Consider the following 23,870-nt stretch of genomic DNA (forward strand, 5'->3'; position numbering starts at 1 on the left):
AAAATCTCATGATTATACTTATCAACCCAAACACGTAAATTTAACCATAATCACTTAAGATAACTATTCTTCTAAATGACTATGAAATGATGACTATAAAGCTATATAGCAGTTAACACAATCATGAAACAAGGAAAAATCTAATAACTATAAAAATACTAGGAAGAGTATTTTTGTCCTAATCAGCCTTGAATGCCTGTATGCCAGTTATTGCCTTGCCAATAATCAGGGCGTGTATATCATGAGTTCCCTCATAAGTATTGACACTTTCAAGATTCATAACATGCCTGATGACATGGTATTCATCGGAAATACCATTTCCTCCATGAATATCACGTGACATACGGGCAATATCAATAGCCTTTCCGGCAGAGTTACGTTTTATCATGGAAATCATTTCCGGCTCTACTTTTCCCTCATCCATAAGTCTGCCAACCCTAAGGCAGGCTTGCAAACCTAAACTTATCTCAACCAGCATGTCAGCGAGTTTTTTCTGGATAAGTTGGTTGGCGGCAAGTGGTTTTGAGAATTGTATCCTCTCAAGGCTATATTTCCTAGCTGCCTCAAAACAGAATTCCGCCGCGCCAAGCGCTCCCCAGCCAATACCATAGCGGGCTTTATTCAGGCAAGAGAATGGGGATTTAATGCCACCGCTAAGCGGCAATATGTTGTCTTTAGGCACAAAAACATCTTCCATTACTATCTCACCGGTCGCTGAGGCTCTAAGCGAGAATTTTCCTTCTATTTTAGGTGCTGAAAGTCCGCCCATGCCTTTTTCAAGAATAAATCCCTTAATAGTGCCATCAGGTATTTCTTTATCACCAAAAACTTTTGCCCATACTACAAAAATATCAGCTATCGGTGAATTAGTTATCCAATTTTTAGCGCCACTTAATATATATCCACCATCTGTTGTCTTTGCTCTGGTTTCCATGCCTGAGGGATTGGAGCCATGATTAGGCTCGGTAAGTCCAAAGCAACCAATAAGCTCACCGGTCGCTAGTTTTGGCAGGTATTTTTCTTTTTGTTCTTCGCTGCCAAAACTATATATAGGATGCATAACCAAACTTGATTGTACTGAAAGCGCGCTACGATAACCGGAATCTACCCATTCTATCTCCCGACATATCAAACCCGAAGCCACATTATTTACTCCAGCGCAGCCATAACCTTCTATCGTCGCGCCAAGTAGGCCAATCTCTCCCATCTCACGCATGATGGCTGTATCAAATTTTTCATTGCGATTTGCTTGCAAGATACGCGGAAAAAGCCTTTCCCTCGCGTAAGAACGTGAGCTATCACGCACCATTCTTTCTTCGTCATTTAATTGCTCATCAAGCAAAAACGGATCTTCACAGGAAAATGGCATATCTTAACCTATTGATTTATGTATGAACACCACAATCATTTTAGCATGAAATTTCTATAATTGGCAGATAAATATTGGATGATTGTGTGTCGCCTTCCTTTTACTTCATTGTTAAATGTATACAAAACAATATATTAATTATATGGATGTTAAATATTGTTTTTGTTGTCTTGCAAATATCTATGTAATTAAGGGAAGGGTATTTATGAGCAGCTATGCTCATCCCAGAGGTGAAGCTTTGGGTGTTATATGCAAAATTTCGGTGAATCTCCGCCAGCCCACGCAGGTGGCCTTAGGATATGTATAAATACAGGAGCTATTTTATCTTATTAAAAGCAAAATTATCAGAATAAGCCTTATGCTGCTGATTGCGAGCGTTAGGCACAAAAATCTCACAATCAATATTTTGCTTTTTAGCGTATTCCACAGCCGCTTCCATGCTTGGAAAACGTAGGTTAAGCTCTCTTTTGGTGTCGCTCATACCGTTCCAGCCCATAAACCCATCAGTAAAATAGGGAGTTTGTGGAATAAATTCTAAAATCCAGCTATGGGCTTTAGCCTTACCGGACTGCATCGGGTTTTTATCTGGACAATATATGATAGCTTTACTCATAAGCGATAAATACTATAGTTAATACACAAAGCAAGAAACTTATTATTTTTTACTGGATTTTTTGGAGTTCTTAGCGGATTCTTTGGTAGACACGCTAATTATCTCATTAATTTCTTTCCTCACCTCTTTAGAGCGGTTCTTCCTCTCTTCTTTTAGAAATTCATTTATCTTTTTATGGATCATAGCGTTTTTACTTAAAGACCATTTAGCTACTTTACGTACAACTTTATCAAAATTCTCATCGCCAAGTATCTTTGTTTTTGGGTCAAGCAAATCCACAACCCGCTTTATATAATCAGTATTACCGGTCGCGTAAAAAGCTCCCCACATAGTGTCAATGTCAGCTGGTTTTATTATCCTGATATCAATTATCTCAATAGTATCATGGCTTAAATATTCCGGCTGGCTTATATCATTTTTATATAGCCTATCTATTATATCGTTACGCTTAGCGAGCCATAGGGCGATTTTTACAGTTTTCCTTTGGTTGCTCGTAAACACCACTGACTTCATCCACCCATCTACCATATCAGGATTATTGATAAATATAGAACCTATGAAAGTAGAAAACTCAGTCATATTATCAGGGTTACGGTCAAGGAATTGTGAATTTTGCAGCCATTGCAGAAAATTTTTAACCTCATCTGTATTTTTATTCACATAATAAAAATGCTCCCATATGGAAAATTTAGTATCTGACTCATCATATTGATTTTTACTGAACGGATTAACTGCTGTTCCGGCGTTTTTGCTATCAGTAGATTTTTGTTCTGTCTTTGCATCAATAATTTCTTTCGCGTGAGCAGAATATGGGAGTGCGGCGGAAAAAAGCGCTAGCGCAACTATAGTAAATTTCAGACTATATTTTCTCATATTACTATCCTTTGCTATTTTTCGTTTTACTTTTCTTGGTGGTTTTTTTACTAGATACCGCTTTTTTAGGTTTTCCCTTAGAGCCAGAAGCGGTCTTTTCCGCTATTGCCTCTAGCGCTTGCTCAAGAGTAAAATCATCTATATTAACATTTTTAGGCATAGGAACATTGATTTTATCATATTTTATATAAGGTCCATACCTTCCTTCAAGTATATTTATCTCCTTATCGTCATCTGGATGCTTACCCAGCTTTTTCACCACAGTATTTGCCGCCTTACCTTTTTGCGGGGCTTTAGCGAGTACCTCAACCGCCCGATTTATCCCGATTGTAAGCAAATCCTCACTAGCTGGCAGGGTGGTAAACTTGCCATCATGCAGTATATAAGGACCGAACCTGCCATTATTTACACTTATAGTTTTTCCGGTATCTGGATGCTTACCAAGCTCTCTTGGCAGAGATAGCAGAGCTATAGCGGTTTCAAGAGTTATATCCTCCGCTTTCATAGATTTTAATAAACTAGCTCTTTTTGGTGATTTACCTTCACCAAGCTGAACATAAATACCGTAAGGACCTTTACGCATGGAGATGGTTTCACCATCTTCTGGATTAATACCAAGATCTTTTGGTAATTTTAATATATCACCATTTTCATCTGTTATTGGAGGTTCACTACTCTCACCAAGCTGCGCTTTATAATCACATTCTGGATAGTTGGAGCATGATATATAAGGACCATATCTGCCAATTTTAAGACCAAGAGTGCCACCCTCACAGGATGGACATTTCCTTGCCTTATCAAGATCTTTATCGTTTTCGCCACTACCAAAAGCATACGTTGCAAGTAGACGGTTTAACGCTTCTAGCACATCATTTATGGAAAGATTTTTGCTTTCATCTATCTTAACAATAAAATCATTCCAGAAATCCCTTAGAACTACTTTCCAATCAATATCACCCGCTGAAATATCATCAAGACGGTTTTCCAGATCAGCGGTAAACCCATATTCAACATAGCGCTCAAAGAAGCTTACCAAGAAAGCGTTAACCAGCCTTCCAAGTGATTCCGCCACAAAGCGTTTTTTCTCAAGGCGAACATATTTTCTATCTTGTAATACAGAAATTATGGAGGCATATGTAGAAGGTCTACCAATACCAAGCTCTTCTAGTTTTTTCACCAAACTAGCTTCCGAATAGCGAGGCGGCGGCTCAGTAAAATGTTGTTGTGGTATTATGTCATTTACACTTAATTTTTCGTTTTTCTCAAGAGGCGGAAGCTTTGAGTTATTCTCATCGTCATTTTCATCATCTTTACCTTCTTGATATAGTTTTAAGAAGCCGTCAAAACGCATCACCGAGCCGTTAGCCCGTAGTGCCACTTCTTTGCCATCATCATATATATTTACCACAAGCTGATCAAAAATGGCTGATTCCATCTGGCTTGCTACTGTCCGCTTATATATCAGCTCATAAAGTTTTTTCTGTTCCTCACTGATCTTCGCTTTTTGCGGGGTAAGCGAAATATCGGTAGGTCGGATTGCCTCATGCGCTTCCTGCGCGTTTTTCGCTTTTGTTTTATAAGAACGTGGCGAGGAGGGTACATATTTATCGCCATGTGTCGCGCCAATATGACCACGAACCGCCTGCACAGCGTCACTAGCGATACTCACGCTATCGGTACGCATATAGGTTATAAGACCTTCCTCATAAAGTTTTTGGGCAATGGTCATGGTTTTCTTAGCGCCAAATCCGCATTTGCGGGCGGCTTCTTGTTGCAGGGTAGAGGTGGTAAAAGGTGGCGCTGGATGACGGCGCGCTTGTTTTTCCTCCATGCTTACCACATGGTATTTTCTATCCTTCAAATCGGAGGCTATAGACTTTGCCGATTTTTCATCAGTAATAGAGAATTTCTCCATTTTCTCATTTTTATATTCTACAAGACGCGCGGAAAATTCCTCGTTTTTCTGGGTTTTAAGCAGGGCTTTTATGTCCCAATATTCTTGTGAGATGAATTGCTCAATCTCCTCGTCACGTGTACAGATAAGACGTAGAGCTACTGACTGTACTCTTCCCGCCGAGCGACTTCCCGGAAGTTTCCGCCATAACACTGGTGATAAAGTAAAACCAACCAGATAGTCAAGAGCACGCCTTGCTTGCTGAGCGTTTACCATGTTCATATCAATGGAGCGTGGATGCTTAAAAGACTCAAGTACGGATTTTTTAGTTATCTCATTAAAAGTTACACGCTGGACGTTCAGATTTTTCTTAATAGCCTTAGAGTGTTTAAGAGCCTCAAGAACATGCCACGATATAGCTTCTCCTTCACGGTCAGGGTCAGTCGCGAGAAAAAGATTGTCAGCATCTTTAACCGCTTTAGTTATAGCCGATAGATGCTTCTTAGAAGTGCTATCAACTTCGTACACCATAGAAAAATCATCATCCGGCTTTACCGAGCCTTCTTTGCTTGGCAGATCCCGTACATGACCGAATGAGGCGAGGACGGTATAATCATTTCCCAAATATTTATTTATGGTTTTCGCTTTAGATGGGGACTCAACTACTACTACATTATTCACTGTTATACCAATACTGCTTCTTCTGTTGTGTTAATCAGATAAACCCTGCCTCCAGCGCTACGCTTTGCCACTCCAGCAAGCTCCAGCTCTAACAATACTGTCTGCATAGCAGAGGCAGAGGTATGGCACTGTTCTATCAATTCGTCAATAGATACGGCGTAACTGCTTAATTTATCAATAATTTTTTTGCGTAATTCAATAATTTCGTCTTCAGCGACTGGCGCGGAATCAACCATATTGGTAAAATTCACGGATGGCGTTTCCAGCAAGTTTGACTGTCTTAGATGTTTTATCGCCTCCAATATATCATCTGGTGATTGTGCCATTATCGCCCCTTGTTTTATAAGTTGGTTGCAGCCTTTGGAACGAGGATCAAGGGGGGTGCCCGGAACAGCGAAAACCTCACGATTGTTTTCCAGAGCGAGATTAGCGGTAATTAACGAACCAGATTTTGGTGAAGCCTCTACTATAAGAGTACCAACACTCATGCCAGCTATTATCCGGTTGCGTCCAGGAAAGCTTCCGGCAAATGGCAGTCCACCAAATGGCTGCTCACTAATTACCGCGCCTTTTTCAAAAATTTCCTGATAGAGGTTTTTATTCTCCGGTGGATATGTATTATCAATCCCACCAGCTATTACCGCTATCGTTCCACTATCAAGTGAGCCTTTATGGGCAAAACTATCAATTCCACGAGCGAGTCCTGATATTATTATAATATCATTTTGTCCAAGCTCATACGCCCAGTCACGTGCCAGTTTACAGCCTCCAGCAGAGGCATTACGCGCGCCAACCACAGCGATTATGGTTTTGTTGTTCCACAAATTTTTATTGCCACGTACCGTGATTACTGGTGGTGGATCTGGTGTGTTAAGCAGTAAGGCAGGGTATGACGGATCATTATAGGCTATCATTTGCGCGCCAAATTTTCTGGATTTTTCTATTTCCAATTCAGCAAGCTCTCTTGAGAATGGAATGACCGGTTTTTTCCTACCACCCAGCCGAGAAAGCTCAGGAAGTGCTTTTAGCGCTTTTTCACTATTTCCATATTTCCTTATTAGATTGAAAAAGGTTATTGGTCCCACATTCTGGGTACGAATAAGCCTCAATGCGTCAACAAGGCTATCATAAGCGCTGATTTCTGTAATCATTGCTATCCTCGCCTGCTTCTAAAAGACATTTCCGTGCCATTTAGCAATCTTGATATATTATGACGGTGGCTATAAATAACTATGAGGAACAGGAAGAAGCATATAACCGCCATGCTATAACCGTCAAACATATAGGATATTATCGGTGAGTAAGCAATGCTAAGTAGGGCGGAAACTGAGGAAATGCGGGTTATTAAGAAAGTGGCTAGCCACAGAGCGCATATTACAAGCGCGAATATCCAGTTAACAGCGAAAAATACACCAAGTATGGTGGCTACTCCTTTGCCGCCCTTAAATTTAAGCCATATTGGGAATATGTGTCCAATTACCACGAATACAGCCGCTAACAATGCAAGCTCGTTATTATATAAATAGCTAGTAAGTTTAACAGCGAGTACACCTTTTAGAGCATCAAGAAGTAAAGTTATGATAGCAAGACTTTTTCTTCCTGTACGCATTACGTTGGTAGCGCCTATATTTCCTGAACCTATAGAGCGTATATCGCCAAGCCCTAGCAGGCGGGTCAAAATAAAGCCGAATGGGATAGAGCCTATAATGTAGGAGATAAGAAAGACCTCAAATATCCAGCTCAGATTCATAAAGTTCCTTTTTGGAAAACAGACATCATGCTTTTGATTAGATGCTAAATGTTAATTCTATGTTAAATTTACGGCTAGTCCGCTAAAAATATATTAATATTATATCTTTATCATCTTGTCCAGATAACCCTGTAATATATAGCTTGCGGCTAGTTTGTCCACCAATTCACCTCTGCGTTTTCTTGACATATCCGCCTGAATCATCATTTTTTCCACCGCCATTGTTGACATTCTTTCGTCCCAAAGCGTCATGGGCAGCTTTATTTGTTTGCTAATATTGGATATGAAAGTGTTAACTGACTGAGTGCGTGAGTTGCTCCCACCGTCCATATTTAGCGGATTACCGATTATAAGACCGCATATATCCTGTTTGCTTATTACGTCTTTTAATATTTCAATATCCTTACTAAATTTTTTACGTTCTATCGTAAGAAGAGGGCTGGCGATTACTCGTCTCAAGTCACTTATCGCTATCCCAATAGTTTTTTCGCCAACATCAAGCCCTAATAATCTAGCCTCTTTTGGTAAAGCTTTGTTAAATTCATCTTGGTTTTTTACGAGCATGGCTATATAGGTTGGTTATTAGAAATATAGTATAAGACTTTACTAGCCGTAAATCACTGGCTATTACAAACTACTAGATACTAACTACTCTTAAAAGGAAAATATTAATGTCTATAGACACAAAAACGGTAGCGAAAATAGCCAGACTTGCCAGAATCGCCGTGAGTGAGGAGGAAAAAGAGCATTTCGCCGGAGAGATTTCTGACATACTAAGGTGGATAGAGCAGCTATCGGAAGTCGATACGGATGGTGTTCCGCTTATGACCTCCGTATGTGAGGCAACACTGCCATTAAGGAAGGATGCTGTAACTGATGGTAATCAACAGGTGGCAGTTCTTAAAAACTCCCCAGAAAGTGATTATGGCTGTTTTGTGGTTCCTAAGGTGATGGAATGACGAGATTGTAATGGATGATAAAAATTTTATAGCCGAATACGCGGCAAACGAGATAATTCGTATTAACGAGCGTATCAGAGAAATGATAGAATCTGAGAACACGCCTTCTGATGAATTCAGAAATGAAGTGATAACCGATATAGAAAATACACTTGAGAGGTTGCGTAAGGCGGTTTCTTATGTGATAGAGACTACAGATGAGGATAATGATAATGCTGATAACAAATATAATTGAATGATTTTGGTGAGTAATTAAATGACAGATAATTTACGCGAATTAACATTAGCGCAAATGCGTGATGGGCTTAGAAAAAAAGAATTTTCAGCGGTGGAGCTAACACAAGCGCATCTTGATGAGATAGAAAAAACTAATTCTTATTATAACGCTTTTATAACTATCACCAAAGACAAAGCTCTTGAGATGGCGTATGCTTCTGATACGCGCATTGCAAAAGGTGAGGGCGGAGCGGTTGAGGGTATTCCGGTTGGAGTAAAGGATTTATTTTGTACTAAAGGGGTGCTTACTACCGCCGCCTCTCATATACTTGATGGTTTCGTACCACAATATGAATCGGCGATTACTGAAAATATCTGGAATGCTGGTGGGGTAATGCTGGGTAAGGTGAATCTGGATGAGTTCGCTATGGGTTCGGCTAATATCACCAGCTATTATGGCAATGTGGTAAATCCATGGCAAAGAAAAGGTGATGACGCTAAGTTAGTACCAGGTGGCTCTTCCGGTGGCTCGGCGGCTTTGGTTGCGGCGAACCTCGCTCCAATGGCGCTGGGTACAGATACCGGAGGGTCAATTCGGCAGCCCGCCGCTTTTTGTGGTGTGGTTGGGATGAAACCAACTTATGGTCGCTGCTCACGCTGGGGGACTATTGCTTTTGCTAGTTCGCTTGATCAAGCGGGACCTATTACCAGAGATGTTCGTGATAGCGCTATAATGCTTTCGGTTATGTGTGGTCACGACAAAAGGGATTCAACCTCCGCTAATCTGGAAGTTCCGGATTTTGAAGGACTACTTAATTCTGACGTAAAAGGTAAAAAAATTGGTGTTCCAACAGAGTATCGTCCAGAAGGAATTAATGAGGATATAAGCAAGGTTTGGGATAATGGTATAAAACTGCTTAAAGAAGCGGGCGCGCAAATAATAGAGATAAGCTTGCCACACACTAAATATGCTTTGCCAACTTACTATATCGTAGCTCCCGCTGAATGCTCATCTAATCTCGCTCGCTATGATGGTGTACGCTTTGGCCTGCGGGTTGGTGGAGATGGTAGTCTTACTGATATGTATGAGCAAACCCGTGCCGCTGGCTTTGGTAGAGAAGTAAAACGGCGGGTTATGATCGGAACTTATGTACTGTCCGCTGGTTATTATGACGCTTACTACAAAAAGGCGCAAAAACTACGTTGGCTTATCGCTGAGGATTTTAGGAAAGCTTTTGAGATGGTAGATGTGATACTTACTCCAACCACCCCATCAGCGGCGTTTGATTTTAACCATAAACCGAAAGATCCAGTGGAGATGTATCTAAATGATGTGTTTACCGTGCCTTCTTCGCTGGCTGGACTGCCAGCTATTTCTATTCCCGCCGGATTAAATAAAGATGGTTTGCCGCTGGGCTTACAAATTATCGGCAAAGCGTTTGATGAGCAGGAAGTTCTGAATGTGGCTTATGGCTTGGAGAAAATACTCCCCGCGCGTATTCATTTCACTGATGCAGTGGATAATTAATAGGAGATTGCTATGTTAGACAAAGACTCATCATCTGATTTCGCTATTACCAGCGCATTGCGTGATGCGGTAAATGCGGCTCTTAATGATCCTGAGTTTATTCATAATCTAGCTGAGAAACTGGCAGATATAATGGAAAATCGCTTGTCACAGCAGCGTAATGTTAAACTTGCGGAAATTAAAAATATGCTAAGTGAAGGGATTAATAGCGGTAGAGCTGGTTCGGCTGAGTCTGTTTTCAATCGTTTGGCAGAAAAATATAGAACAATGATAGCGGAGGCAGGTAAGTGATAAATAAGGTAACAACGCCACGAGGGGAATATGTTAATAAAAGGTAATACAGGCGATTGGGAAATTATTATCGGGCTGGAGGTACACGCTCAGATAAATACCAAATCTAAACTTTTTTCAGGAGCGTCTACTGAATTTGGTAATGAACCGAATGAAAATGTGGCGTTTTTAGATGCTGGAATGCCGGGAATGTTGCCCGTGCTAAATGAGGAAGCAGTAACGCAAACTATAAAAACCGGACTTGCTCTGGGCGCGCAGATTAATCTTAAAAGTGTGTTTGACCGCAAAAATTATTTTTATCCTGACTTACCGCAGGGTTATCAGATTTCACAATATCTAGATCCTATAGTTGGCAAGGGTGAGATAGTTTTGGATATGCCAGAAGGTGATAAGAAAGTCGGAGTTACCCGTATTCACATTGAGCAGGATGCTGGTAAATCCTTACATGAATATAAGCCTAAAAATACTTGTATTGACTTAAACCGTGCCGGTGTGCCGCTTATGGAAATTGTCTCCGAGCCGGACATACGCAGCGCTGATGAGGCGGTGTCTTATATGAAAAAACTGCGCTCAATCTTGCGTTATATCGGCAGTTGTGACGGTGATATGGAAAAAGGTAATCTACGCTGTGACGCGAATGTTTCAGTGCGCAAACTGGGTGAGGAGTTTGGTACACGTTGTGAGATTAAAAATCTTAACTCAATGCGTTTTATGAATAAGGCAATTGAGTTTGAGGCGATGCGTCAGGTAGATATTTTAGAAAGTGGTGGGGTTATAGATCAGGAAACTCGGCTGTTTGATTCAGCAAAGGGCGAGACCCGCACCATGCGCAGCAAAGAGGACGCTCACGATTACCGCTATTTCCCTGATCCTGACTTGCTGCCTTTGGAGTTTTCACAGGAATATGTTGACTCACTAAAATCCAACCTGCCGGAATTACCGGACGCTAAAAAACAGCGTTACATGGAAAAATTCGGTTTATCCGCTTATGACGCTGGAGTAATTGTCGCTGAGAAATCTATAAGTGAGTATTACGAGGAGTTGGTAGTTAAAATAGATCCTAAACTTGCCGCGAGCTGGATGACGGTTGAACTGTTCGCCCGTCTTAACAAAATGGGCTTAGATATTGAGAATTCACCAATTGCGGCGGAAAAATTCAGTGGTTTGCTTGCTCTTATTTCCGATGACACCATATCTGGTAAAATAGCGAAGGATGTGCTGGACATAATGTTTGAAAGCGGCAAGGAAGCCGCCGTCATAGTTGAGGAAAAAGGCTTAAAACAGGTAAGTGACAGCGGTGCTATTGAAAAAATAATAGATGAAGTGCTTGCCGCGAATCCTGACAAGGTAGCCGAGTATAAGGGCGGTAAGGATAAGTTATTTGGCTTTTTTGTCGGACAAACTATGAAAGCCAGCGGCGGCAAGGTAAATCCGCAGGTGGTAAACGAGTTGCTGAAGAAGAAATTATCTTGATAATCTATGGTTAAGCTGAACTATGGCTAAGATGCTTCTAACATATTGTTATTGCTTGTATTTATAAGGGAGTAAGAAGCACGACCAGCAGGCTGTGCCAGCCATCAGCTATGTCCCATGTGAAAGACAGTAGTCTTTCACGGGGACAATATACAAAAGCTCGTCATTCCGTGTGCCGCGAAGCGGCAGCGCGGAATCTTATGCTCCAGCAACTATTATAACTTACAAAATCACTATTCTTCAAATGCTTAAATGAGTAAATATACTCATTATGAATAAAAACATTACATGATTTTATTCAATTTTACGCTTGCTTCGCAGCGGAAAGCCTTATCTTTCGTAAGGATTTCATACTTGTTTTGTATAAAAATTATCCAAAACAAGTATAGTTTTTTAATTGTCATACAGTCTTAACAGTCAAAGATATATTAATATGCTAGCATAAGATATTAATTATGGTGTTTGTGTTCTGGGTAAGTAGCTATGGATTTTGGCGATATTTTTGATATTTTTGGCTCTGGTGGTGGTAATTGGGAATTTCCACACGGCATGTCCTCCGCTTCTATTGATGGAGCCGAAGGCATATTCTCACGCATGTTTTCCGGTAATAGTTCAGCTTTTGAGGAGTTAGCCGCTATTTTGCGTAAAGCCGGATCAGGCACAGCTAGTGAAATGCTAGATAATTATCTTTGGTATCAGTTTGGTAAGGATACCGCTGGTGGTCACGGCGGAAAAAGCTGAGGAAACTGGCAGGAGTTCTCTAAAGATACCAGCCATGAGGCAGTGCTGATGAAAAATGCTGGTGAGGTAATAACCAGCCATTCCCTGCTTTTAGAGCAATTGAAAAAACACGCTGCCGGAAAAGATGTATTGCGGGAATATGAGGCATTAGGAATTAACCTGCCAAGTGATGATTTGCTTAAAAAGGTGAAGAAATCTCTCTCAGGACATTTACATCCTGATAGAGCGGGAGGTAATAATGAACTTATGGGGAAAGTTAACGGGGCTTTGGAGGTATTGGGAAATACTGAAAAAACCGCTGGCTACCGTGAAATTCTCCAAAATGCTGATTCCGCTATGAGACAAAATATTGAGAAATTATTTAGGGATATTGCCGGAAAACAGACCGAATTTTATGAAAGAACCGCTCAGCGCGCGGCGGACGCGGCGAGGTTGAAACTACCTTTTAAGGGTAAAGCGACAGAACAGATGAATGCTTCCGAGCTTTTTTCCAAAAAGATTCATGATGGCTTTAAGAATTCCAGCCGGTTCAAACGAGGAGCTATAGCGTTCGCCCTAGTTACGGGAACTTCGCTACTTGCTTATGGTCTCGCCTCAATGCGTGAGAAGAAGCTGGATAAGAATAAACCAGTATCTTATGTGGATATGGTGAGTAGTAAAAATGACGAACAACAGAAATCAATGATGGTATAATGGAGGTAGAAAATGGTTGGTGTTAACCACAGAGTGCCACAACAACAGTCTGGCGGCGTATTTGTTGACGGTAGCGGTGGCGCGCACGTTATGGGTGAGCAATTGCGTGAGGTAGATGCTCCTGTAGAAGGACTTGTCGGCGCGGCAAAAGGTCTGGTAAATGGTCTTGTATTAGGTGGTGCTGGCTCAGCCGTTATAACAGCGGTTGATACGCCAGAAGGACAAAAGGCTGGAAGAGCTATTATCCAGAACATGAAAAGCAGCCATCTAGGAGCGATTCTTGGTGTAGCGCTGGCGACATCCGCCCTTAGCGGTTTTATCCGTTATTCACGAGCCGCCAAGCAGAATGAATGGAGCAGGAAACATTATGGTTTTCTTGAATCGCAGATTGATTCTAGGCGGTTAGGGCAAGCACAAAGCTTTGCCCAGCGTGAGGATGAGCGTAAGAACGATACGCAGGATAGAGGAATATCTTGATTTTAGGCGCTTATTCTGTTAATCTAGCTAGATAATTAGCTAGAAAGTTATTTATGCAAGTAGGTATGTTTGAGGCAAAAACACAGCTTTCCAAACTGGTGGCGTTTGCTCAGGATGGGGAAGAGGTCTTTATAACTAATCGTGGCATAGTAGTCGCCAAGATAACGGCGGTCAGCAGTTGGCAGCCTAATAAGGCAAAAAAACTGGTGGATAAAATGCGGAAAATGACCAAAAAAAATCCTATTGGCAGTTTTGAAGAAATCATGGAATGGAGAAAAGAAGGGCGTAAATGATCGTTATTGATGCCAGCATTTTTATAGCGGCGATTATAGACGATGAATCCGATGAGTTCTCCGATAGTATTTATGAGCTTATTACAAATGAAGAGATCACCGTTGTAGTTCCGCCGATTTTTTATTATGAAGTAGCTAATGTATTTTTGCAGGTATTGCGTCGCAAAAGAATTACAAAAGAAAAATATCACAACTATCTAGAAATTTTGTCTGACTTTCCCCTATTTGTAGATGGTGGTCAGCTATTTTTGGAAGTAGCTAATTTGGCGGAGGTGCATAGTTTAACTGTTTATGACGCTTCTTATTTAGAAGTGGCTAGGCGCAATGGTTGTCTGCTTGCGACTCTTGATAAGCAGCTTAGTAAAGCAGCATCTAATATTGGTGTTAAATTTGAGTTAAATGGATAATTCATAGATAATGACGGAAAAATCACTTTTTATTTTTGGCGCTGGTTATAGCGCGCTCGCTATCGCTGGTAGGGCTATTGATAGTGGATTTTCGGTGTCAGCCAGTTGTCGTGGTGCTGAAAAAAAAGATCTGCTAAAAGAGCGGGGAATAACCCCAATTTCTTTCGAGGAAATAACTGAAACTCTACTAAAAAACTTTACTCATATATTATCCAGCATACCGCCACAGAAAAATATTGGAGATATAGCTATACCATATTTACCAGAAGATATAGGTGAGGGCAGGTGGCTTGGCTACCTGTCAACTACGGGTGTTTATGGTAATCACGATGGAGCGTGGGTGGATGAGAATAGTCCGTTATATCCCGATAATGATCGCCTTAAAAGACGAGTGGAAGCTGAGAAACAGTGGCTCGCGCGTGGTGGGCATATATTCCGACTGTCAGGGATTTACGGTAAGGGTAGGAGCGCCATTGATGATGTAATATCTGGAAAGGCGAGAAGGATATATAAGGAAGGGCAGCTATTTTCACGAATTCATGTTGATGATATTGCGTCTGTGGTGCTTACCTCTATGTTAAATCCGTCACCAGCTACTATCTATAATGTTTGCGATGATTTGCCCGCCGCCGCTCATGAGGTGGTTGAGTATGCTTGCGAGTTGCTTGGAAAAGATCCGCCACTGCTTATTCCATTTGAGCAAGCGGAAATGTCGCAGATGGCAAGAGAGTTTTACAGTGCGAACCGACGGGTGAAAAATGATAAGATAAAGCGAGATTTGCAGGTTGGTTTGCTCTATCCTGATTATAGAGAGGGACTTTCCGCAATATTACAACAAATGAATGCTTGAAAAATAAAAAAAATACCTTAAGAATACACCTCCTTCCTTGTAAGGCGCTTGAGTGGTAAGGCAGCAGTCTTGACACCGACCCGAAAGGGGGGTGGACGGCGAAGCCGCCAGTAGGGTGAGGTGAGTTAAAACGAACCGAATCAAAACTGCCGTAGGCAGGAAGTTTTATAGTCCTTTATGGGGCTTGTGTATGGAGGAGTGGCCGAGTGGTTTAAGGCAGCAGTCTTGAAAACTGATGAGGTAAGTAGTTTTTAGCCCCCTAAAAAAGGGCGTTTTGATGTGGAAGAGTGGCCGAGTGGTTTAAGGCAGCAGTCTTGAAAACTGCCGAGGTGGCAACGCCTCCGTGAGTTCGAATCTCACCTCTTCCGCCACTACCCCAAAAATTGATTTGGGACAAATTTGGGACAGTAAACCACAACAGCTATCCACAAAATTATAGAAACTCCTACAGGGGCTTGCAAAAGTCTAGGGGGGCGTTTTCCTCAGGGGAAATTTAGAAATCATATTTCACGATAAAAAATCAGCAAAAAATTTTGTTTTGTCCTGCTCACTGTCCAATTATTGTCCATTATCTTGATCCGAGGGCGGAACACGCCTTGAAATTTACCCCAGGCAGCAATATTTTTTGCGCCAATGCATGGAGTGCAAAATCCTGTATAGCTAAACAAGATGTTTGGCTGTGGGAGCATCCAGAAATGCAGCAAGAAATTCTGGAGCTGTCACGCGCAGTAAATCATGAAGGTTTTAATCATCTTGATAAAGCTCGGAAATGCCAAATCCTAACTAATCGTGCGAATGCTCTAAATACCGCAGGGCGATTTATAGACGCCATTGAAGCATGGGATCATGCACTGCGTGTAATACCAAGATTTGCCATGGCTCACGGCACAGAGGGCATGGGCTGAAATATTATGCTATGGCGCTATATGACCCCAGACATTGCGGTATTCTTTTTGTTACATGCAATGATGCATTTCAAGCAGCAGCAGGTGGATTGTATGACTCGGAATACCCGTCTGAGACTAAGCAGGCCTTTGTATCATCGGCAGAGCGTATAGCGCTTGCTGTTCCGCTCAATGACATAAGAGCCAACCAAAATCTTGATAATTTCACCGGTAAAAGTAAGCACGAACAATCATAGGCGCTGGTGTTTGGAAGAACGACTGTTCCTGAATCCGCTCAATGATCTAGGGATACACCCATTGCAGCACATGATGTTTTAACTCTTCCAGGCATTACAGAACATATCAACGCACGAAACAGCTCATATCATATGCCGCCGATCATTGGATTTTATAACCAAATGAAACAAGAATTTGCCTGGCGCGTTACATGCTTTTGAAGGGTTACATAAGTCCGGTCCACATTTTCGGATCGCGATGTCCTGCCGTATAATACGCTGGATTATCCTTCCTATTCACTGGCTACAGAGCAAGTACGATTAAGCTATCGAGCCATTTATTCCATACTGATAAAATCGCGTTCTTTATCAATCGCTATTGGGAATTGGGGATGCGCCTTTAAAGACGTTAATTTCAAAAAGTATGGTACAGTAAAAATGAAATTTTGCATCTCGCTTTTAACGCTTATGAAAATTGGCCGTTGTGCGGTTTATTTTGGCTGTCGAAAGAAATTTTTGATGAACAATTAAAGCAGAGTACAAATCCTATGCACGGGAGTTGCATGAAATTCAAATCACTTAGAGCATAAATATCTTCAGGTTCATCAGGGATGGCTTCCGGATAGATCAGACAATGCCGATGGACGAATTTAGGAAAAGCAATTTCAATAGATCAATTGGAAGCAAAAGCACTCCGCATAGCGAAAAATTGTAAGCTCCGCTCTTATTTATCTGTCTCTAGGAAAGAAAAACAGACTGTAGCAGGTGATGCAAGAATCAAAGTAGGAAGAAATGAACAATGCCCTTGTAGATCAGGCAAGAAATTCAAAAAATGCTGTGGACGTTAAATGTCATATATTACCGTAAGTAAGATTTTACCATAGTAATCTGGAATAGAAAAATCTTATTTCAAATGACCATATATTTACTGCTCTCATCCTTCTGAAACATAAAACACTAGATTTCTCTCAGCGGATTTTTTTTATTTTGTTTGTAACTAATAATGTTGTATATACGAATTCGTAGTTATAACATTTTTATTACAGATGTTATTTTATCAACGATCTTAATTTAGGAGATAATTATGAAAAGCAACAAGAAACTTGCTATATCCGCGCTTGCCGGTCTTATGGCTATGGGTGCTATGGCTGTAAGTCCAGCGGTGGCTAATGATGGCGGTAAAGCATCTTGTAAAAATAAAAGTGGGTGTAAAGGTAAAGCCGCTGTAGAAAAAGCTAACTGCAAAACAGCGGATGGCAAAGAAAAGAATTCCTGCAAAGGTCAGGATACCGATGATAAGAACAAATGTAAGGGACATGACGCGTCTCATAAGGATGGCAAGTAATAGCCAGTCAATCATTTGATTATGATATATAGTGGCGGGGGCGGTTTTTGTCTCCGCCATTTGTTTATACTCATTTTGTATGATTTTTATTCATAATGAATATAGAAATTATAGTAATGAAAACAGATATAGAAAGATTGCCTAATCTCGGTTTTGGGCTTGGTCTTAGAGCCAAGCACTATCCATATATTCTTGAGCACAAGCCAAAAATTGACTGGTTTGAGATTATTTCCGAGAATTTTATGGATACTGACGGCAGACCAAAACGGAATTTATCACGTATCAAAGAGCATTATCCTATTGTGATGCATGGCGTGGCGATGTCCATAGGTACGGTTGATCCGCTTAATTCAGAATATTTGCGAAAATTAAAAGCTTTAATGGAGTGGGTAAAACCAGCTTGGATATCCGATCATTTATGTTGGACGGGAGTGGCTCACAAAAACACACATGACCTTTTGCCGGTACCCTACACTGAAGAGGCGTTAAAGCACATAGTTCAGCGTATCAAAGAAGTTCAGGATTATTTGGAATGTAAGATCGCTCTTGAAAATCCCTCAACCTATCTTGAGTTCAAAACATCCCATATTCCTGAAGCGGAATTCATTGCCCGTATGGCGGAGGAATCCGACTGTAATCTTTTGCTAGATGTAAATAACGTCTATGTGACTTGCTATAATCATAGGCTTGATCCAAAAAAATATTTGGATAGCGTTCCTATAGATAAGGTTATTCAAATACATCTTTCAGGTCACACCAATAAGAATACACATATTATAGACACGCATGATGATCATGTAATAGATGAGGTGTGGAATCTATATAAATACGTGGTATCCAAAGCCGGACGTGTGCCTAATACGATGGTAGAGTGGGATGATAATATACCGGAGTTTCCGGTATTAAACGCTGAGTTGGAAAAGGCGAGGGGGGCAGCCGAGAATTTCGCTGATTATACGCTTCCAGATTTAGCGCGAGAGAATATCCCACAGCTTGCGAATCGTAAAACATCTCTTATTGAGGAACAGAAACACATGCAGCGCGCGGTCATGGAAGGTGGTAGTTTTGATAGCGATCCGACAAGCTGGATCCGTAGTAAGGAATCATTCGCGCCACACGAGCAATTATCAGTGTATATTAACGCTTATCGTTATCGTCTGAATGACGTGGTCGTAGAGGACTATCCAGTATTAAAATATTATCTTGGTGAGAAACTATTTGAGGATACGGTGTGGGATTTTGTAAATACAGCACGACCTGATAATTTTAATATCGCGCGCTACGCGGCGAAGTTTCCAGAGTTTGTGGGTAAAAATATTTCAGATGATATATTCGCTTATGAGTTATGTCAGTTGGAGACTGCCATAACGCAACTTGCTGATTGTGCTGAGACCGAAGTTTTAGAACAGAAACATCTTACGGGTATGACACCGGAAAAATTAATGGAATCAGTTTTATATCCAAGAAAAGCTTTGCGACTTTTCGCTTTTGCTCATCAGGTAAATGCCTATTATCAGGCGGTAATGGATGATGAAGAGCCTGAGTCTTTCATTTTAGGAAATAGCCATGTCGCCGTTTTTCGCCATGAGGATTCTATGTGGCGTATGGATTTGGAAGAGCAAGAATATAACCTGTTAAAAAAATTGTTTAGCGGCGCAAAAGTCGGAGAGGCGTTAGATAACGTGGATGAATCCGCTGGCGATAAACTTGCGGAATGGTTTTCACGGTGGATAAATAATGGGTTGCTCGCAAGTCATGAATCTATGAATGATCAAGAAAAACATATACATGAAACAGCGTAATGTGCTTAATTAGAGGCGGTATATACTAATAAGACGGACGATTTGTATATGGGACATGGTCACGATCATGGAGAAAAAGACATGGCTGATGGGCGGCTTATTGCCGCTGTTGGCATAAATCTTCTGCTCACGATAGCGCAGGTGATTGGCGGTATAATTTCTGGCAGCCTCTCACTTGTCGCCGACGCTCTTCATAATTTTAGTGACGCGGCTTCTTTGGTAATAGCGCTTTTCGCGCGTAAAATAGGACGCAAGCCACCTGATGAGCTTAGAACATTCGGGTATAAAAGAGCGGAAATTATAGCTGCTCTTATCAATCTGGTGACTTTAGTTATTGTTGGTGTTTATCTTATATATGAAGCTCTGTGGCGTTTTTTTAAGCCAGAGATGGTAGAGGGATGGTTGGTTATAATAGTCGCTTCCATCGCTTTGATTATAGATGTGGTAACCGCCATTCTTACTTATAATATGTCAAAGAATAGCGTAAATATGAAAGCGGCGTTTTTGCATAATCTTTCGGACGCTTTATCATCGATATGTGTTATAATAGCCGGAAGTTTAATTATACTTTACGACTGGTACTGGGTAGATAGCTTCTTAACCTTGCTGATCGCTGGATATGTGTTGTATCAAGGTTTTAGCATGTTGCCATCTACCATTCATTTGCTTATGGAAGGTACTCCAGCTCATCTATCAATAAGTAAGGTAATATCAGCTATGGAAGAAATAGAGGGGGTTGATAGCGTACATCACGTACATGTTTGGCAGTTGGATGAACATCATAACGCGCTGGAAGCTCACATTGTAAGTGGCGTTACTCAGATAAGCGAGATAGAGAAAATAAAAACAAGTCTTAAATCCATGCTTAAAGATAATTTTTCAGTTGGGCACTCAACATTAGAGTTTGAGCATGCTAATAACACTGATTGTCAGTATAGTAACTTACGGTAAAGTTAACGCGAATAACTATAACATGGTTGTTTATGGAAAAAACTAAAGAGAAGACAAAAGCTGGGCATAGAGAGTTTGTCATGCTTATGGCGGTACTTATGTCGGTAGTGGCGATTTCTATAGACGCTATGCTGCCAGCGCTTGGCTTTATCAGAGACGATCTAGGTGTATCCCATCCTAATCATGGGCAATATATAGTTGGGATTATTTTTGCTGGAATGGCAATCGGACAGCTTATTAATGGAGTACTTTCTGACGCTTTTGGACGGAAAAAAATTCTTTATGTAAGCCTCACTATGTATTTTATCGGAAGTATAATCTGTGTTTTCGCGAATAGCCTTAGTATAATGCTCGTCGGGCGCTTCATACAAGGTATAGGTGTTTCTGGGCCTTATATATCGGTCATGTCCATAATCCGTGATCGTTATAGTGGGCGTGAGATGGCACGTATTATGTCGCTGGTTCTTACCATATTTATCATGATACCTGTGATCGCTCCCGCTGTTGGACAGTTGATATTATTTTTTGCCTCATGGCGGTATATTTTTGTCATGTATGTAATTTACTCTATATCAGTTGGGCTGTGGGTATATTTTAGGCTAGAGGAAACTCTAATACCAGAAAATCGTGTGCCGTGTCGTATTGCTAACATTACTCATGGAGTGAAGACCGTATTGTCAAACCGCGTAACACTATGTTATACGCTCGCTCTTGGTTGTATATTTGGCGCGCTTAACGGTGAGCTTAATTCAGTTCAGCAGATTTTTCAGGTGCAGTACAAGGTGGGCGATATGTTTGCTGTGTATTTTGGACTACAGGCTTTAGCCTTTGGCGCGGCTTCCTTTGTGAATTACCGGTTAGTTGATCGTTTTGGTATGCGTTACCTATGTATTTTCGCCACCAGCTTTATTGTTTTTATATCTTTATCTTTTCTAATATTAATAGCTATAACAGATGCTACGTTCATTATGTACTTTTTATATGGCATGTTTTTGTTGTTTAGCATTGGTATTTTGTTCGGCAATCTCAACGCTATCGCTATGGAACCAATGGGTCATATAGCTGGTATGGCATCCGCTATTATTGGGTGTATATCAACAATTATCGGCATATTATTTGGAACAGTGATAGGTCAGATGTACGACGGAAGTCTTACTCCTATTATCGCTGGGTTTTTTGTTATGGGAAATATTGCTTTAATTATTATGCTGTATGAGAATAGAAAAGAGAAAATTCTTATAAGGTAGAAAGTATTATATGAATAAAAGCTTTATAACTAATTTTATAGCGCTCCTAATTACAGTCGGTGGTTATTTTTCTCCAGTGTATTCTGAGATAATCATGATGACTGGCCTGTTCGCTCTGTCTGGCGGTATCACAAACTGGATCGCTATTTATATGCTATTTGAAAAAGTACCGTTTCTTTATGGCTCAGGAGTCATACCAAAGCGTTTCGATGAATTTAAGGCTGGTATTAAACAGCTTATAATACAGGAGTTTTTCGCTCGTGAGCATATTGAGCGTTTTTTCCAACAGGTAAGTGGTAACTCAGCGGAGATAATATCTGATAAGATAGATTTTGAACGTGTGTTTTCTTCTATCGTGGAGGCGATTGAGGAGTCTCCCCTTGGTGGCATGCTTGGTATGCTTGGTGGAAAATCCGCTTTAGAACCTCTTAAAGAACCAGTCATAAAAAAACTAAAAGAAATAGTCACTGAACTGGCTGCTGGTGGTAATAAAAAAGATAGTGGTGACCAAGCCGGAAATGATTTTACCTCATCGCTTATCTCTCAAGTTGAGAAGATTATTGATAATCGTCTAAGTGAGCTAACACCGCAAAAAGTAAAAGAGATAATTCAAAACATGATCCGCAAACATCTTGGCTGGTTGGTAGTATGGGGAGGCGTGTTTGGAGGACTTATCGGTTTCGTGGTAAGTATCAGCGAGATGGGTGTTTTTCAATAATATACTACTGTGTTTCATGTCTAAATATACTGGTGAGGGCTAGTAGGCAAATTCAGAACCTCGGTGGATGATAAATTTCTGATTTATAGTGTAAAGAAAAAATTTCTACGGCCAAAATTACCTAACTAAAGAAGTGTTAGTAGGTTCGGACAACGCTAGATAGAATGCCTTTGAACCTTACCGCCCGCATATTGACCGATTTGATTTGACTGAGGAGCAGAAGATCGAATTGGTGAAGCTATACACCATATTGCACATTTGGTTTTGACAAGAAGTTTGGCATGTTACAAAATTAGGATAAGTAGGACAACTTCCTAGAAATCCATATTTGTTGAGCGGTCGAATTGGACCACATAAATAATCAAGAAAATCTTCCATATCTTTAGTGGATTGCATAGCCTTTTCATAAGTTCCATCTGAGGCCATGGGCAGTATCAAAGGCAAATCGCTTTCTTTGAATATACAGTTTTGCAGGCTCTCTACAATTGCCCCATGAAATGGAGATGAAGTCCTGAATTGATTTAATTGCATTTGATTCATCAAATGCAACTTCACCACTTAGAGTAAAAATACTTCTCTTTTTGATGCTCCAATAAAACTGGTACGGCTCCAGGAATGGAAGCTAAAAGCCTCGCCTTGCTTCCCAAATGAACCATGTGCCATAAAATTTCTAAGCTGGCGTCTAATAGAAATCAGAATATCGAAATGTTTTTTTGTAACTTTGTCATTTACATCAAATGCTGTTTTGAATTTCTCTCCCCAATCTTTACCCGCCAATGCAGCAACTTCAGAGCCAGTCGACAGCTTTCCCTCAAGAATAGCGATATGTATGAAAATATGCTCAGTCCAACTGAAGAATGCATCAATAGCAGCTTGGGCCAACCACTTGGATTTTTTTCGAAGTTCCCATGCAGGATAAGTGTAGGATTTAGCATTTTTAGATAGCTCTGTGATTATACATTCATCACGCCTATCAATGGCTTCTTGATGCATTTCTTCATATGCATTAACGAAATATTCGTAACGGCTAAATAGTTCACGGCTATGGTCTACAACATTTAAGTTTGAATCTTGTATAGCCTGTTCGGCTTTCCACTTAAAAAAACGGTTTTGCAGCTTTTACGGATTTATGGGGATTAATTTTACAATTTCTTTTGCTTGAACCTCTTGGTTTTTTGCATCATGCGCAAAAACACCTAACCCAAACTTCCGATGCTCTATCAAAAAGCAGTACCTCGTAATCTATTGAATAGACCATGCAATTTTCTGAATTTTCCAATATTTTTAAAGCCTAGCAACTCAACTAACAAAAAAATATACAAGATAGTATGGAGGCAAGGAGCGGCCTGCGTCTGTCCTTTGAGCATTAAACAAGAATTGTTTATCTGCCTTGGTATTATCATCTGCGGGTTTAATACTACCAATGGCCTTTAATGCCTTTTTCTCTTATTGGCACTAATTCCAAGGGGAGGTTGTTTTTATCATCTTTAGCCATAGGCGAGTCGAACCATCAAATTCTTGATTATATTAGAGAATAGCAGGTAGAGATAAAATGTAAGCTAAAAACTTAAGAAAACAA

At 40.6% G+C, this 23,870-nt stretch carries 26 protein-coding genes and 1 tRNA gene; 19 read left to right on the plus strand and 8 right to left on the minus strand.

Going from position 1 to position 23,870, the window contains the following annotated elements; all coding sequences use genetic code 11:
- Positions 1 to 178 precede the first annotated feature (178 nt).
- The 7 genes from R3D71_01075 to ruvX all read right to left on the minus strand — a co-directional run bounded on the left by R3D71_01075 (position 179) and on the right by ruvX (position 7,744).
- A complete protein-coding gene (locus R3D71_01075) occupies positions 179 to 1,369 on the minus strand; it encodes an acyl-CoA dehydrogenase (protein ID MEZ5690241.1) in 1,191 nt (396 codons plus the stop codon).
- 316 nt (positions 1,370 to 1,685) lie between these two features.
- A complete protein-coding gene (locus tag R3D71_01080) occupies positions 1,686 to 1,982 on the minus strand; it encodes an NADH dehydrogenase ubiquinone Fe-S protein 4 (GenBank protein ID MEZ5690242.1) in 297 nt (98 codons plus the stop codon).
- A 42-nt stretch (positions 1,983 to 2,024) separates the two neighbouring features.
- Entirely contained in the window at positions 2,025 to 2,855 is an 831-nt protein-coding gene (locus tag R3D71_01085; GenBank protein MEZ5690243.1) for a hypothetical protein, read from the minus strand.
- Positions 2,856 to 2,859: 4 nt separating this feature from the next.
- Positions 2,860 to 5,430: a type I DNA topoisomerase gene (topA, locus tag R3D71_01090; GenBank protein ID MEZ5690244.1), complete on the minus strand. Its 2,571-nt coding sequence runs from the start codon at positions 5,428 to 5,430 to the stop codon at positions 2,860 to 2,862.
- A 2-nt stretch (positions 5,431 to 5,432) separates the two neighbouring features.
- Entirely contained in the window at positions 5,433 to 6,581 is a 1,149-nt protein-coding gene (dprA, locus tag R3D71_01095; protein MEZ5690245.1) for a DNA-processing protein DprA, read from the minus strand.
- Between the two features lie 2 nt (positions 6,582 to 6,583).
- Positions 6,584 to 7,180: a glycerol-3-phosphate 1-O-acyltransferase PlsY gene (gene plsY / locus R3D71_01100; GenBank protein ID MEZ5690246.1), complete on the minus strand. Its 597-nt coding sequence runs from the start codon at positions 7,178 to 7,180 to the stop codon at positions 6,584 to 6,586.
- Positions 7,181 to 7,279: 99 nt separating this feature from the next.
- On the minus strand, positions 7,280 to 7,744 hold the full coding sequence (gene ruvX / locus R3D71_01105) for a Holliday junction resolvase RuvX (protein ID MEZ5690247.1): 465 nt from the start codon (positions 7,742 to 7,744) through the stop codon (positions 7,280 to 7,282).
- A 107-nt stretch (positions 7,745 to 7,851) separates the two neighbouring features.
- Here ruvX and gatC point away from each other — a divergent pair, with 107 nt between their 5' ends.
- The 19 genes from gatC to R3D71_01200 all read left to right on the plus strand — a co-directional run bounded on the left by gatC (position 7,852) and on the right by R3D71_01200 (position 22,291).
- Positions 7,852 to 8,139 carry an Asp-tRNA(Asn)/Glu-tRNA(Gln) amidotransferase subunit GatC gene (gene gatC, locus R3D71_01110; protein MEZ5690248.1) on the plus strand — a complete coding sequence of 96 codons (288 nt, stop codon included), beginning with the start codon at positions 7,852 to 7,854 and terminating at the stop codon, positions 8,137 to 8,139.
- Between the two features lie 10 nt (positions 8,140 to 8,149).
- The gene (locus tag R3D71_01115; GenBank protein ID MEZ5690249.1) at positions 8,150 to 8,374 is read left to right on the plus strand and encodes a hypothetical protein; all 225 of its coding nucleotides are present in this window, start codon (positions 8,150 to 8,152) and stop codon (positions 8,372 to 8,374) included.
- 21 nt (positions 8,375 to 8,395) lie between these two features.
- Positions 8,396 to 9,883 (plus strand): Asp-tRNA(Asn)/Glu-tRNA(Gln) amidotransferase subunit GatA, encoded by a 1,488-nt coding sequence (gene gatA, locus R3D71_01120; GenBank protein MEZ5690250.1) that lies wholly within the window; start codon positions 8,396 to 8,398, stop codon positions 9,881 to 9,883.
- 12 nt (positions 9,884 to 9,895) lie between these two features.
- Positions 9,896 to 10,174 (plus strand): hypothetical protein, encoded by a 279-nt coding sequence (locus R3D71_01125; protein MEZ5690251.1) that lies wholly within the window; start codon positions 9,896 to 9,898, stop codon positions 10,172 to 10,174.
- A gap of 30 nt (positions 10,175 to 10,204) precedes the next feature.
- Positions 10,205 to 11,647: an Asp-tRNA(Asn)/Glu-tRNA(Gln) amidotransferase subunit GatB gene (gene gatB, locus R3D71_01130; protein ID MEZ5690252.1), complete on the plus strand. Its 1,443-nt coding sequence runs from the start codon at positions 10,205 to 10,207 to the stop codon at positions 11,645 to 11,647.
- Positions 11,648 to 12,130: 483 nt separating this feature from the next.
- The gene (locus tag R3D71_01135) at positions 12,131 to 12,388 is read left to right on the plus strand and encodes a hypothetical protein (GenBank protein MEZ5690253.1); all 258 of its coding nucleotides are present in this window, start codon (positions 12,131 to 12,133) and stop codon (positions 12,386 to 12,388) included.
- A gap of 48 nt (positions 12,389 to 12,436) precedes the next feature.
- On the plus strand, positions 12,437 to 13,081 hold the full coding sequence (locus tag R3D71_01140; protein ID MEZ5690254.1) for a hypothetical protein: 645 nt from the start codon (positions 12,437 to 12,439) through the stop codon (positions 13,079 to 13,081).
- 12 nt (positions 13,082 to 13,093) lie between these two features.
- A complete protein-coding gene (locus tag R3D71_01145) occupies positions 13,094 to 13,558 on the plus strand; it encodes a hypothetical protein (GenBank protein ID MEZ5690255.1) in 465 nt (154 codons plus the stop codon).
- Positions 13,559 to 13,611: 53 nt separating this feature from the next.
- On the plus strand, positions 13,612 to 13,851 hold the full coding sequence (locus R3D71_01150) for a type II toxin-antitoxin system prevent-host-death family antitoxin (GenBank protein ID MEZ5690256.1): 240 nt from the start codon (positions 13,612 to 13,614) through the stop codon (positions 13,849 to 13,851).
- Positions 13,848 to 14,258 (plus strand): type II toxin-antitoxin system VapC family toxin, encoded by a 411-nt coding sequence (locus tag R3D71_01155; protein MEZ5690257.1) that lies wholly within the window; start codon positions 13,848 to 13,850, stop codon positions 14,256 to 14,258. Before R3D71_01150 ends, R3D71_01155 begins: the two co-directional genes overlap by 4 nt.
- Before the next feature lie 10 nt (positions 14,259 to 14,268).
- The gene (locus R3D71_01160; GenBank protein MEZ5690258.1) at positions 14,269 to 15,108 is read left to right on the plus strand and encodes an SDR family oxidoreductase; all 840 of its coding nucleotides are present in this window, start codon (positions 14,269 to 14,271) and stop codon (positions 15,106 to 15,108) included.
- Positions 15,109 to 15,389: 281 nt separating this feature from the next.
- Positions 15,390 to 15,479 (plus strand) — tRNA-Ser (locus tag R3D71_01165).
- Between the two features lie 225 nt (positions 15,480 to 15,704).
- Positions 15,705 to 16,013 (plus strand): hypothetical protein, encoded by a 309-nt coding sequence (locus tag R3D71_01170; protein MEZ5690259.1) that lies wholly within the window; start codon positions 15,705 to 15,707, stop codon positions 16,011 to 16,013.
- Positions 16,014 to 16,102: 89 nt separating this feature from the next.
- Positions 16,103 to 16,249, plus strand: coding sequence for a hypothetical protein (locus R3D71_01175; protein MEZ5690260.1), 147 nt, complete (start codon positions 16,103 to 16,105; stop codon positions 16,247 to 16,249).
- Between the two features lie 1,063 nt (positions 16,250 to 17,312).
- Positions 17,313 to 17,573 carry a hypothetical protein gene (locus R3D71_01180; protein MEZ5690261.1) on the plus strand — a complete coding sequence of 87 codons (261 nt, stop codon included), beginning with the start codon at positions 17,313 to 17,315 and terminating at the stop codon, positions 17,571 to 17,573.
- 116 nt (positions 17,574 to 17,689) lie between these two features.
- On the plus strand, positions 17,690 to 19,375 hold the full coding sequence (locus tag R3D71_01185) for a DUF692 family protein (GenBank protein ID MEZ5690262.1): 1,686 nt from the start codon (positions 17,690 to 17,692) through the stop codon (positions 19,373 to 19,375).
- Positions 19,376 to 19,423: 48 nt separating this feature from the next.
- Complete coding sequence (locus tag R3D71_01190) at positions 19,424 to 20,326, plus strand: cation diffusion facilitator family transporter (GenBank protein ID MEZ5690263.1); 903 nt, start codon at positions 19,424 to 19,426, stop codon at positions 20,324 to 20,326.
- Between the two features lie 32 nt (positions 20,327 to 20,358).
- Positions 20,359 to 21,573, plus strand: a complete 1,215-nt coding sequence (locus R3D71_01195; GenBank protein MEZ5690264.1) for a multidrug effflux MFS transporter — start codon at positions 20,359 to 20,361, stop codon at positions 21,571 to 21,573.
- Between the two features lie 10 nt (positions 21,574 to 21,583).
- Positions 21,584 to 22,291, plus strand: a complete 708-nt coding sequence (locus tag R3D71_01200; protein ID MEZ5690265.1) for a hypothetical protein — start codon at positions 21,584 to 21,586, stop codon at positions 22,289 to 22,291.
- Positions 22,292 to 22,849: 558 nt separating this feature from the next.
- Here R3D71_01200 and R3D71_01205 read toward each other — a convergent pair.
- Positions 22,850 to 23,284, minus strand: a complete 435-nt coding sequence (locus tag R3D71_01205; GenBank protein MEZ5690266.1) for a hypothetical protein — start codon at positions 23,282 to 23,284, stop codon at positions 22,850 to 22,852.
- Positions 23,285 to 23,870: the final 586 nt, after the last annotated feature.

Source organism: Rickettsiales bacterium (assembly GCA_041396965.1).
Classification (GTDB): Bacteria; Pseudomonadota; Alphaproteobacteria; order Rickettsiales; family SXRF01; genus SXRF01.

Bases quoted from the DNA above. Each gene is read 5' to 3' on its own strand.
- dprA (MEZ5690245.1), bottom strand. From the start codon at position 6,581: ATGATTACAGAAATCAGCGCTTATGATAGCCTTGTTGACGCATTGAGG.
- R3D71_01135 (MEZ5690253.1), top strand. From the start codon at position 12,131: ATGGATTTTGGCGATATTTTTGATATTTTTGGCTCTGGTGGTGGTAAT.
- ruvX (MEZ5690247.1), bottom strand. From the start codon at position 7,744: ATGCTCGTAAAAAACCAAGATGAATTTAACAAAGCTTTACCAAAAGAG.
- R3D71_01085 (MEZ5690243.1), bottom strand. From the start codon at position 2,855: ATGAGAAAATATAGTCTGAAATTTACTATAGTTGCGCTAGCGCTTTTT.
- R3D71_01150 (MEZ5690256.1), top strand. From the start codon at position 13,612: ATGCAAGTAGGTATGTTTGAGGCAAAAACACAGCTTTCCAAACTGGTG.
- R3D71_01200 (MEZ5690265.1), top strand. From the start codon at position 21,584: ATGAATAAAAGCTTTATAACTAATTTTATAGCGCTCCTAATTACAGTC.
- R3D71_01125 (MEZ5690251.1), top strand. From the start codon at position 9,896: ATGTTAGACAAAGACTCATCATCTGATTTCGCTATTACCAGCGCATTG.
- R3D71_01140 (MEZ5690254.1), top strand. From the start codon at position 12,437: ATGAAAAATGCTGGTGAGGTAATAACCAGCCATTCCCTGCTTTTAGAG.
- gatA (MEZ5690250.1), top strand. From the start codon at position 8,396: ATGACAGATAATTTACGCGAATTAACATTAGCGCAAATGCGTGATGGG.
- R3D71_01155 (MEZ5690257.1), top strand. From the start codon at position 13,848: ATGATCGTTATTGATGCCAGCATTTTTATAGCGGCGATTATAGACGAT.
- R3D71_01115 (MEZ5690249.1), top strand. From the start codon at position 8,150: ATGGATGATAAAAATTTTATAGCCGAATACGCGGCAAACGAGATAATT.
- gatC (MEZ5690248.1), top strand. From the start codon at position 7,852: ATGTCTATAGACACAAAAACGGTAGCGAAAATAGCCAGACTTGCCAGA.
- gatB (MEZ5690252.1), top strand. From the start codon at position 10,205: ATGTTAATAAAAGGTAATACAGGCGATTGGGAAATTATTATCGGGCTG.
- R3D71_01075 (MEZ5690241.1), bottom strand. From the start codon at position 1,369: ATGCCATTTTCCTGTGAAGATCCGTTTTTGCTTGATGAGCAATTAAAT.
- R3D71_01160 (MEZ5690258.1), top strand. From the start codon at position 14,269: ATGACGGAAAAATCACTTTTTATTTTTGGCGCTGGTTATAGCGCGCTC.
- R3D71_01195 (MEZ5690264.1), top strand. From the start codon at position 20,359: ATGGAAAAAACTAAAGAGAAGACAAAAGCTGGGCATAGAGAGTTTGTC.
- R3D71_01180 (MEZ5690261.1), top strand. From the start codon at position 17,313: ATGAAAAGCAACAAGAAACTTGCTATATCCGCGCTTGCCGGTCTTATG.
- R3D71_01145 (MEZ5690255.1), top strand. From the start codon at position 13,094: ATGGTTGGTGTTAACCACAGAGTGCCACAACAACAGTCTGGCGGCGTA.
- plsY (MEZ5690246.1), bottom strand. From the start codon at position 7,180: ATGAATCTGAGCTGGATATTTGAGGTCTTTCTTATCTCCTACATTATA.
- R3D71_01190 (MEZ5690263.1), top strand. From the start codon at position 19,424: ATGGGACATGGTCACGATCATGGAGAAAAAGACATGGCTGATGGGCGG.
- R3D71_01080 (MEZ5690242.1), bottom strand. From the start codon at position 1,982: ATGAGTAAAGCTATCATATATTGTCCAGATAAAAACCCGATGCAGTCC.
- R3D71_01205 (MEZ5690266.1), bottom strand. From the start codon at position 23,284: ATGCATCAAGAAGCCATTGATAGGCGTGATGAATGTATAATCACAGAG.
- R3D71_01185 (MEZ5690262.1), top strand. From the start codon at position 17,690: ATGAAAACAGATATAGAAAGATTGCCTAATCTCGGTTTTGGGCTTGGT.